Below are 9,056 nucleotides of genomic sequence, written 5' to 3' on the forward strand. Positions count from 1 at the left end.
AACGACCGGCCGGCATATTGCACGGATGATCAGCGCCGCCACCCCGCACCACGCCGCCGACGACGACTGGTGGCGCTCCGCGGTCGTCTATCAGGTGTACGTCCGCAGCTTCGCCGACAGCGACGGCGACGGCATCGGCGACCTCCAGGGCATCCGGCAGCGCCTGCCGTACCTGCGCGACCTCGGGGTGGACGCGCTCTGGCTGACCCCCTTCTACACCTCGCCGATGATCGACGGCGGGTACGACGTGGCCGACTACCGCGACGTCGACCCGATGTTCGGCACCCTCGACGACTTCGACGCGATGGTCACCGACGCGCACGCCCTCGGCCTGCGGATCATCGTCGACCTGGTGCCCAACCACACCTCCAGCGCGCACCACTGGTTCACCGCCGCACTCGCCGCCGGCCCCGGCGCACCGGAGCGGGCCCGCTACCTCTTCGCCGACGGCCAGGGCGCCCACGGCGAGCTGCCGCCGAACGACTGGGAGAGCATCTTCGGCGGCCCCGCCTGGACCCGGACCGCCGACGGTCAGTGGTACCTGCACCTGTTCGACCCGTCGCAGCCGGACCTGAACTGGCGCCACCCGGAGGTCCGCGCCGAGTTCGAGGACGTGCTGCGGTTCTGGCTGGACCGCGGCGTCGACGGATTCCGCGTCGACGTGGCGCACGGCATGATCAAGGCCGAAGGGCTGCCGGACGTCGGCTTCAGCTCGACCACCGGCCAACGCCAGGTCGAGCTGCTCGGCAAGGCCCGGCTCCCCTACTTCGACCAGGACGAGGTGCACGAGATCTACCGTGCCTGGCGGCCCATCCTGGACAGCTACCCGGGCGGCCGGATGGCTGTCGCCGAGGCCTGGGCCGAGACGCCGCAACGCCTGGCCCGCTACATCGGCCCGGACGAGCTGCACCAGGCCTTCGGCTTCGACTTCCTCGACGCCACCTGGTCGGCCGACTCGTTCCGCAAGGTGATCGACACGGCGTTGGCCGAGGCTACCGTCGTGGGGGCGCCGACCACCTGGGTGCTGTCAAACCACGACAAGCAGCGGCACGTCACCCGCTACGGCGACGGCGCCGAAGGGCTGCGCCGGGCCCGGGCCGCCAGCCTGCTGATGCTCGCCCTGCCCGGCAGCGCCTACCTCTACCAGGGTGAGGAGTTGGGCCTGCCGGAGGTTCTCGACCTCCCCGACGAGCTGCGCCAGGATCCGGCGTTCCTGCGCACCGGCGAGAGCCGCGACGGCTGCCGGGTACCCATCCCGTGGAGCGGCGAGCTGGCCCCGTACGGCTTCGGGCCGGCCGGCAGCGAGCTGAGCTGGCTCCCCGCCCCGGCGACCTGGCGGGCCCTGTCCGTCGCGGCGCAGACCGGCGTGCCCGGCTCCACCCTGGAGCTGTACCGGGCCGCGCTGCGGATCCGTCACGACCACCCCGCGCTCGCCCTCGACGCCGGCGAGGTCACCTGGCGGCAGACCGAGCCGGGCCTGCTGGCCTTCTCGCGCACCGCCGGCGCGACCGTGCTGACCTGCGTGGTCAACCTCAGCGGCGCGCCGGTCCTGATCGACGGGTACGGTCAGCCGCTCGTCGCCAGCGACACGCTCACCGAGCAGGGCTCCGGTCATCTGCTGCCAATCGACGCGGCAGTCTGGTTGGAACGGCGCTGAACGGGTAACTCGTTCTCGACCTGGTCGTTCGTCGTGCCTCGCGCCGACGGGCGACTGGGCTACCGACCCCTTGTGGTGGGGGGTGAGGTGCCACCGGCGCCGCGCGGAGTCCGCTCCGCGTGGCGCCGGTGTCCGTGCCGTCTACTTCGCGGTGAGCAACGCCGCGATCCGGGTGAAACCGGCGCGTACCTCGGCCTCGTCCGGCGGTTCGGCGGGCTCGCCGTGGCCGGCCTCGTCGGCTGCCGCGTCCAACTCCTCGTCGATCACGTCCTCGAAGTCCCCGTACAGGTCGGCCCCCTCCACCTGGCGGGCCTCGTCCTCGGCGGCGACCTGCGCGGCGGCGATCTCGCTGCGGATCTCGTCGGCGGACAACGCCGGCAGCAACGGCTCCACCACCGCCATCAGCTGCTCCTCGGCCACCACCGCCTCGGCCAGGGCCAACGCGTGCGGTCGCTCGTACGGCCCGCAGACCACCGGCTCCCACTCGTCGAGGTCACCGAGCGGACCGAAGGTGATGATCCACGGCAGCCCGAGCAGCGGTGAGTCCGCCGGCAGGTCCAGTGTCATGAGTGCGCCCACCGGCTCATCATGGTCCGCGAACGCGAGCACCGACGCGGTTCTCCTCGGTTGTCGCCCGTCCGGCGTTCGCGGCAGTCGTCTCCACCGGGCGCGCGCCGTGCTGACGCGCGCTCGACCGACGGCCCCTCAGCCGGGGCGGGAGGCGTCCAGGGCGGCGCGGACCAGGGCGAGCGCGGTGGCAGGTGACACGCCGAGCCGGGCCGCCTCCGCCGCGTAGCCGGCAGCGGTCCGCTGCAGCCGGTCGACGGCGTCGTCCCGCCCGGGTGCGACGAAGGTGCCGTTGCGCCCCCGGGTCTCCAGCAGCCCGGCCGACTCCAGCTCCCGGTAGGCGCGGGCCACCGTGTTCGCGGCCAACCGCAGATCGCCGGCGAGCTGCCGGACGGTGGGCAGTCGACTGCCCACCGGCAGCCGGCCGTCGCCGATCAGCTCGGCGAGCTGCACACGCACCTGCTCGTACGGGGGCACGGGCGAGTCCGGGTCGACCGAGATCAACATCTGCGCGCCCTCCGCCATCAGCCCGCACCGCCCGGCGTACCGGGATCGATGCCCTCGTCGACATCCTTCGGTGCCGCGGGCGGCTCCGCCAGGTCCACCACCCGACCGTTGGTGCTGGTCGCCAGGAGCGCCGCGCCGAACAGCACCAACTGGTTGAGCAGGTAGAGGTAGAGCAGCAGACCGACGGCGCCGGCCACCACGGTGTACGCCGGGTTGCGCTCGGTCCGCACCACGTAGTACCGCCCGACGGTGTTCAGCAGCGTGATGCCGACCGCCACCAGCAACACCACCGGGCGCAGCCGGGACCGGCTCATCCGCAGTCGGGGCACGGCGAGCAGCAGCGCGGTGGCGAGCACCGTGTTGACAAGCACGCTCAGCACCGCGCTGATCGTGGTCAGACCTACCGACCCGGTGCTGCGCAGCAGGAAGCGCAGCAGCGACTCCAACGCGTCCACCGCGGCGACCGAGACGCCGAGCAGTACGAAGACGCCGATCATCACGCCCAGGTCGACGAGCCGCCGCACGACCAGATTCCCCGGCTGCTGGTTGAGCTGGTACATCAGCCGCTGCGAGGACCGGATGGCCTCCACCCAGCCGATCCCGGTGAAGACCAGGATGACCAGACCGACCACACCCACCGTGCCGCTGGAGTTGGCGATCTGCTCGGCGTCCAGGAACGGCAGATTCTCCTTGAGGAAGTCGGCCGCCGCCGCGCTGACCTCGTCGTTGTCCTCCAGGATCGCACCGAAGACGGAGAACGCGACAAGGGCGAGAGCGAACACCGCGAAGAACCCGTAGTACGCGATCGCGGCGGCCAGCCGGCCGGCAAGCACCTCGCCGTACAGCACGCCGGCCCGCCACACATGATCGAAGAGCCCCGACCGATGGCGCGCGGCGCTCACCCAGCGGTCGATGCCCGCCTCGATCCGGCCGATCACGTTCACGCCGTCATCCTCGCCGATCTCCCACCGCTGTCGTGGCAACCGGCTCCCGATGCTCGCCGGCCGGCGCGTCGCCGGCGCTTCAGTTGCCGAGGCAGAAGTCGCGACGCGGTTGCCACCTGGTCTGCCCACTGTGCGAGAAGAGGGTGAACGCGTCGACCTCGAACATCGCGGAGAAGTCGGCCAGATCCTCGTACACCCTGTCCAGGGCCTCCGGTGCCACGTCCTGGGCCACGGTGACGTGCGGGTGGTAGGGGAACCGCAGCTCGCGGTGCAGGCCCGGCGCCGTGGCGATGGCCGCGGCCAGCAGCTCGCACTCGCTGATCCCGGCGGCCACCGCGACGAACACCACCTGGGTGACCGGACGGAACGTGCCGGTGCCTCGCAGGTGCAGCGTGAACGGCAGGTGCGCGGCGGCGACGGCGGCCAGGTGCCGCTCGATCGCCGGCAGGTTGGCCATTGGAATCTCGGTGGGCCCGAGCAACGTCACGTGCGCGGGCACCGCAAGCGGATCACCGGCCTCGACCCGCCGCCGGGTGAGCAGGGCACCCCACGGCTCGGGAATGTCCACCGCGATGCCGATCTGGATGGTGTCGCCGGTCGGCGGCACCCCGCCACTGCGATCCACGCTTCGCGCCGCCCCTCCGACCACCGACCCGTCCACCTGAACCGCGGAGCTACTCGCCGCGTACGGGCGGAAAGAAACCCACCCGCTCGTACGCGGACCGCAGGGTCGTCGCGGCCACCGCCCGGGCCTTCTCCGCCCCGGCCGCGAGGAGCTTGTCCAGCTGGGCCGGGTCGTCGAGGTAGCCGCGGGTGCGCTCCTGGATCGGCCGGACGAAGTCCGTCACCACCTCGGCCAACTCCTTCTTCAGATCGCCGTAGCCGCGCCCCGCGAACGCGGCCACCAGCTCGTCGATGCTGCGGCCGCTGAGCGCCGAGTAGATGGTCAACAGGTTGGACACACCCGGCTTGGTCTCGGCGTCGAAGACGATCTCGCGGCCGGTGTCCGTCACCGCCGAGCGGATCTTCTTGGCCGACCGGGCCGGGTCTTCGAGCAGGTCGATGATGCCGGCCGGCGAGGACGACGACTTCGACATCTTCGCGGTCGGGTCCTGCAGATCGGTGATCTTGGCAGTGTCCTTGACGATGTGCGGCGCTGGCACCGTGAACGTCGCGCCGAACAGCGAGTTGAACCGCTGGGCCAGATCCCGGGAAAGCTCCAGGTGCTGACGCTGGTCCTCACCGACCGGCACCGCGTTGGCCTGGTAGAGCAGGATGTCGGCGGCCTGCAGCACCGGGTAGGTGAACAGCCCCACGCTGGCCCGCTCGTTACCCTGCTTCTGCGACTTGTCCTTGAACTGGGTCATCCGGCTGGCCTCGCCGAAACCGGTGATGCAGCCGAGCACCCAGGCCAACTGCGGGTGCTCGGGCACCTGCGACTGGACGAACAGGGTGCTGCGGTCCGGGTCGAGCCCGACCGCGAAGAGCTGAGCCGCAGCCACCCGCGTCCGATGGCGCAGCAGCGCCGGGTCGTGCCCCGCCGTGATGGCGTGCAGGTCCACCACGCAGTAGAAAGCGTCGTGAGTGTCCTGCAGTGCCACCCAGTGCCGCACCGCACCCAGATAGTTGCCGAGGTGGAACGAGTCGGCTGTCGGCTGGATGCCGGAGAAGACGCGGGGCCTGGCGGGAACGTCGGACATGGCGATAATTCTGTCAGCAAGCAACCCGGTCCGTCATGACGGGCCGGCGGGTCGGCTCCGGCCCGCCGACGACGGGGTGCTGACCTCCCATGGTTCACCCGTGTCGACCCGGCGCGTCGGCCCTACCGTGACCCGACGGTGCTGCCCCGCCACCGTCTGCCGGGCCCACGCGGAGCCGCCGCGCTGCCCGGTGCTCTGCTCGCGGCGCTGCCCGGTGCTCTGCTCGCGGCGCTGCTCGGTGTCGGGTGCCGGCGAGACGGCGAGTCGGGCCACTCGGCGGCCGTCCAACGTGAGCACCCGCAGCAGCCAACCGGCCGGAAGTTCGCCCGGATCGGGCGCGCCGACGTCGGCGGGCTCATCGGGCACCGGCACCTCGTCGCCGGTCACCGGGAGCCGGCCCAACGCGGCCATGACGAACCCGCCCACCGTCTCGTACGGCCCGGCGGGAAGCGTCACCCCGGTCCGCTCGGCGAAGTCGGCGAGGTTGAGACGGCCGTCCACCACGGCGGGCAGGCCAGCGTGCACCGGGTCCGGCGTGGCGTCGTACTCGTCGTGGATCTCACCGATCAACTCCTCGATGAGGTCCTCGAGGGTGACGATCCCGGCCGTCCCGCCGTACTCGTCGACCACCACCGCGAGGTGCTGGCCCTCCCGGCGCATCTCGGTCAGCGCGGCGAGCACCCGTTTGCTGCCGGGCAGCCGCTTCACCTCGCGCGCCAACTCGCCGACGGTGACGCACGGGTCGGCGTCCGGACGCAGCAGGACGTCACGCAGGTGCACGAAGCCCACCACGTCGTCGTGGGTGCCGTCGGTGACCGGGTAACGGGTGTGCGTCTCGGCGCGGACCAGTCGGGCGGCCTCGACGATTGTCAGCCGCGCCGGGAGGAAGACCACCTCGGTGCGCGGCATCATCACCTCGCGGATCAGACTGGCACCTGCCACCAGGACCTCGTCGATGATCCGCCGCTCGTCTGGGTCGAGCACCGTGTTCGCCGCGACCAGATCCCGCAGATCGGCTTCCGAGATGCGCTCACGGCCGGCCGTCGGACCGGTTCCGAGCAGGTCGGTGACGATTCGGGTGGCACCGTCAGCGGCTCGAACCAGCACCCGGGCGACCGCTCGGGCGAGCGGGCCGGGGTCACGGCGGGGGTACGCCCGCGCGCGTCGCCGGAGCCCGGTACGGGCCACTTCCCGCATGACAGAGATGGTAGACACCGTGGGCCCACCGCACCGGGGATCACGCGGAGCGGCGTACAGATGTTCGGCTCTGTTTAATCATGAGAGATTATGATGGAATGGGGTTGACGGTGGCATTGGCGAGGGCGCCGGCCACCGCCCTAGTGTGATCACCGAAGGGCTACGTCCCGGGCGGGCCAGGCAGGAGGCAACGACGTGAAACTGCTCGTCACCGGGGGCGCCGGCTTCATCGGGAGCGTGGTGACCCGAATGCTGCTCGACGCGGGCCATCAGGTGGTCATCCTGGACGACCTGCGCACCGGTCACCGCCAAGCCCTCGCCCCGGACGCCACCCACGTCGAGGCGTCCATCCACGACGCCGCCCGCGTCATCACTGCGGACGCCGGTTTCGACGGGGTGCTGCACTTCGCCGCCCTGATCGCCGCCGGCGAGTCGATGGTCAAGCCGGAGCTGTACTGGCACAACAACACCGTCGGCACGCTCGCCCTGATCGACGCGGTCCGGGCAGCCGGGGTGCCCAGAATGGTGTTCTCCTCCACCGCCGCCGTCTACGGCAACCCCACCGAGCTGCCCATCACCGAAAACGCGGTCAAGGCCCCCACCAACACGTACGGCGCCACCAAACTCGCCGTCGACATGGCACTCACCTCCGAGGCGGTCGCGCACGGCCTGGCCGCCGTGTCGCTGCGCTACTTCAACGTGGCCGGCGCCCACCTCGACGGCGACATCACGCTCGGCGAGCGACACGACCCGGAGACGCACCTGATCCCGATCGCGCTCGACGTCGCCGCCGGCCGGCGGGAGAAGCTCCAACTCTTCGGGGACGACTACCCCACCGTCGACGGCACCTGCGTCCGCGACTACATCCACGTCGCCGACCTGGCCCGCGCGCACCTGCTGGCGCTTGACGCGGCCACCGGCGGCCAGCACCGGATCTACAACCTGGGCAACGGCAACGGCTTCACCAACCGCCAGGTCGTCGACGTGGTCCGCGAGGTCACCGGGCACCAACTGCCCGTCGAGGTCGCCCCGCGCCGCGAGGGCGACCCGGCCGAGTTGGTGGCATCGTCCGCCCTGGCCCGCGACGAGCTGGGCTGGGTTCCGCAGAAGCCGACCCTGCACGACATGGTCGGAGATGCCTGGGCGTTCTACCGCACGCACATCCTGGGGCAGCAGTGAGCCGGGTTTGCGATACCCCGCAGTCGCGGACGAAGGAGGCACCGTGAGCGCGAGGAGTGAGCCGGGTTCGCGAGCCCCGCAGTCGCGAACAGAGGCCGGCACCGTGACCCACCCCGGCAACGACGTCGCCGAGCGGGCTGCGGCCGGCTTCTCCGCGCAGTTCGGCGGTCAGGCATCCGGCCGCTGGGCCGCCCCCGGCCGGGTCAACCTGATCGGCGAGCACACCGACTACAACGAAGGTTTCGTGCTGCCGTTCGCGCTCCCGATGCGCACCGTCGTCGCGGCCGACCGGCAGGACGGGGAGCACTGGACGGTCTGGTCCGAACTCTCCGGCGAGGCGATCACCTTCGGCGCGGACGACGTCGCCGAGCCGGGTCGGGTCGCCGGCTGGGGCGCGTACGTCGCGGGTGTGGTCTGGGCGCTGCGCGAGGCCGGTCACCAGGTGCCGGGGGCTCGGCTGGCGATCGCCTCCGACGTACCGCTGGGTTCCGGGCTCTCCTCCTCGGCTGCGCTGGAGTCAGCCGTGCTGGCCGCCCTGCTCGACCTCGGCAAGTTGGAGCTTGCCCCGGCACTGCAGCCGCGGTTGGCGCAGCGGGCGGAGAACGTCTACGTGGGCGCGCCGACCGGCATCATGGACCAGTCCGCTTCGATCCGTTGCCGCGCCGGGCACGCCCTCTTCCTGGACTGCCGCGACGAGTCGGTCGAGCACATCCCGTTCGACCTGGGCGCCGCCGGGCTGGCGGTGCTGGTCGTCGACAGCCGGGCGCCGCACCGACACGCCGATGGGGAGTACGCGGCCCGCCGCCGCTCCTGCGAGGCCGGAGCCAGTGCGCTCGGCGTCGCCGCACTGCGGGACGTGGGCATCGACCAGCTCGACGCCGCGTTGGCCCAGCTCGACGACGAGGAGACCCGGCGACGGGTCCGGCACGTGGTGACCGAGGACCAGCGCGTCCTGGACACGGTGGCACTGCTCCGCGCCGCTCGGGTCCGCGACATCGGCCCGCTGCTGACGGCCTCCCACGTCTCGATGCGCGACGACTTCGAGATCACCGTTCCGGAGGTCGACACCGCGGTCGAGGCGGCCTTGGCTGCCGGTGCGCTGGGCGCGCGGATGACCGGCGGCGGCTTCGGCGGGTGCGTGCTCGCACTGGTCGAGGCCGACCACGCCGACGCGGTCGCCGCAGCCGTAACCGACGCGTACGCCAAACGGGGCTTCACCGCCCCCGGCACCGTGACAGTCCTCCCCTCCCCCGGCACCACCCGCCTCCCCTAACCCCCACCCCCAACACCCAACCCCTGCCCACT

At 71.7% G+C, this 9,056-nt stretch carries 8 protein-coding genes and 1 pseudogene; 3 read left to right on the top strand and 6 right to left on the bottom strand.

All coding sequences use genetic code 11. From position 1 onward, the window contains the following. The first annotated feature begins 25 nt into the window (after positions 1-25). Positions 26-1,657 carry a glycoside hydrolase family 13 protein gene (locus ACWER9_RS27410; protein WP_452304551.1) on the top strand — a complete coding sequence of 544 codons (1,632 nt, stop codon included), beginning with the start codon at positions 26-28 and terminating at the stop codon, positions 1,655-1,657. Positions 1,658-1,798: 141 nt separating this feature from the next. Here ACWER9_RS27410 and ACWER9_RS27415 read toward each other — a convergent pair whose 3' ends face one another. From ACWER9_RS27415 to ACWER9_RS27440, 6 genes and pseudogenes are all read right to left on the bottom strand, one after another. Continuing rightward, positions 1,799-2,236, bottom strand: a complete 438-nt coding sequence (locus ACWER9_RS27415; RefSeq protein WP_091394593.1) for a hypothetical protein — start codon at positions 2,234-2,236, stop codon at positions 1,799-1,801. A gap of 126 nt (positions 2,237-2,362) precedes the next feature. After that, the gene (locus ACWER9_RS27420) at positions 2,363-2,749 is read right to left on the bottom strand and encodes a GntR family transcriptional regulator (protein ID WP_452304552.1); all 387 of its coding nucleotides are present in this window, start codon (positions 2,747-2,749) and stop codon (positions 2,363-2,365) included. Next, the gene (locus ACWER9_RS27425; protein WP_452304553.1) at positions 2,749-3,675 is read right to left on the bottom strand and encodes a YihY/virulence factor BrkB family protein; all 927 of its coding nucleotides are present in this window, start codon (positions 3,673-3,675) and stop codon (positions 2,749-2,751) included. Before ACWER9_RS27425 ends, ACWER9_RS27420 begins: the two co-directional genes overlap by 1 nt. Before the next feature lie 79 nt (positions 3,676-3,754). Then, a complete protein-coding gene (locus ACWER9_RS27430) occupies positions 3,755-4,324 on the bottom strand; it encodes a 2'-5' RNA ligase family protein (protein WP_452304554.1) in 570 nt (189 codons plus the stop codon). A 25-nt stretch (positions 4,325-4,349) separates the two neighbouring features. Beyond that, entirely contained in the window at positions 4,350-5,375 is a 1,026-nt protein-coding gene (trpS, locus tag ACWER9_RS27435) for a tryptophan--tRNA ligase (protein ID WP_452304555.1), read from the bottom strand. Between the two features lie 204 nt (positions 5,376-5,579). Beyond that, a pseudogene (locus tag ACWER9_RS27440) lies at positions 5,580-6,572 on the bottom strand (hemolysin family protein); the annotation flags it as partial. A 195-nt stretch (positions 6,573-6,767) separates the two neighbouring features. Here ACWER9_RS27440 and galE point away from each other — a divergent pair. Then, positions 6,768-7,751, top strand: a complete 984-nt coding sequence (gene galE / locus ACWER9_RS27445) for a UDP-glucose 4-epimerase GalE (RefSeq protein ID WP_452304556.1) — start codon at positions 6,768-6,770, stop codon at positions 7,749-7,751. A 103-nt stretch (positions 7,752-7,854) separates the two neighbouring features. Then, entirely contained in the window at positions 7,855-9,024 is a 1,170-nt protein-coding gene (galK, locus tag ACWER9_RS27450; protein WP_452304562.1) for a galactokinase, read from the top strand. Positions 9,025-9,056 lie beyond the last annotated feature (32 nt).

The organism is Micromonospora sp. NPDC003944 (assembly GCF_053605225.1).

Excerpts from the sequence above, each read along its gene's own strand:
- ACWER9_RS27410 (WP_452304551.1), top strand. The coding sequence starts at position 26 with ATGATCAGCGCCGCCACCCCGCACCACGCCGCCGACGACGACTGGTGG.
- ACWER9_RS27420 (WP_452304552.1), bottom strand. The coding sequence starts at position 2,749 with ATGGCGGAGGGCGCGCAGATGTTGATCTCGGTCGACCCGGACTCGCCC.
- trpS (WP_452304555.1), bottom strand. The coding sequence starts at position 5,375 with ATGTCCGACGTTCCCGCCAGGCCCCGCGTCTTCTCCGGCATCCAGCCG.